Genomic DNA, 1,324 nt, shown 5'->3' with positions numbered 1-1,324 from the left:
AGTTCGCCAGATCGATGTCGCGGGCAATACGTCGTCGGCAACGTCGTTCAGTTTCACGCTGGATACGTCGGCCGCTGCGCCCGGTGTCGCGTTGACTACCGACTCGGGTAGCAATGCCGCCGACCACATCACCAACGTCGGTACGTTGAATCTCTCCGGCATCGAAACCGGCGCCACCGTTCAATACAGCATCGACAACGGTGCACATTGGAGTACGAGCTTCAGCGCCGTCGAAGGTGCGAACAACGTTCAAGTTCGCCAGATCGATGTCGCGGGCAATACGTCGTCGGCAACGTCGTTCAGTTTCACGCTGGATACGTCGGCCGCTGCTCCCGGTGTCGCGTTGACTACCGACTCGGGTAGCAATGCCGCCGATCACGTTACCAGCGTCGGTACGTTGAATCTCTCCGGCATCGAAACCGGCGCCACCGTTCAGTACAGCATCGATAACGGTGCGCATTGGAACACGAGCTTCAGTGCCGTCGAAGGACTGAACAACGTTCAAGTTCGCCAGATCGATGTCGCGGGCAACACGTCGTCGGCCACGTCGTTCAGCTTCACGCTCGATACCTCGGCTGCTGCGCCCGGCGTTGCGCTGACCACCGATTCCGGAAGCAGCGTCACTGATCACATCACCAATATCGGCACGCTGAACGTCACTGGCATCGAGACCGGCGCAACCGTCCAGTACAGTATCGATAACGGGTCGCATTGGAGTACGAGTTTCAGTGCCGTCGAAGGCGTGAACAATGTGCAAGTTCGACAGATCGATGTCGCGGGCAACACGTCCGCCTCGACCTCGTTCAACTTCACGCTCGATACGTCAGCCACGGCGCCCGGCGTTGCATTGACCACCGATTCCGGCAACAGCGCCACGGACCACATCACCAATGTCGGCACACTGAACGTCACTGGCATCGAGACCGGCGCAACCGTTCAATACAGCATCGACAACGGCGCGCATTGGAACACGAGCTTCAGTGCCGTTGAAGGCGTGAACAACGTTCAAGTCCGCCAGATCGACGTGGCCGGCAACATATCGTCAGCTACATCTCTCAGCTTCACGCTCGATACGTCGGCCGCGTCGCCGGGTGTTACGTTGACCACCGATTCCGGCAGCAACGCCACCGACCACATTACCAATGTCGGTACGTTGAACGTCACTGGCACCGAAACCGGCGCCACCGTTCAGTACAGCATCGACAGCGGTGCGCATTGGAGTACCAGCTTCAGCGCCGTCCAAGGCGTGAACAACGTTCAAGTCCGCCAGATCGACGTGGCCGGCAACACATCGTCAGCTACATCGCTCAGCTTCACGCTCGAT

Annotated in this window: 1 protein-coding gene; it reads left to right on the top strand. The window is 59.1% G+C overall.

Annotation, left to right across the window (positions count from 1 at the left end):
• On the top strand, positions 1–1,324 hold a 1,324-nt coding region (locus AC3WLY_RS35155; protein WP_492310884.1), incomplete at both ends, for a beta strand repeat-containing protein.

Source organism: Burkholderia sp. FW306-1C-G01B (genome assembly GCF_058781685.1).
This window is presented reverse-complemented; position numbering and strand designations above follow the sequence as displayed.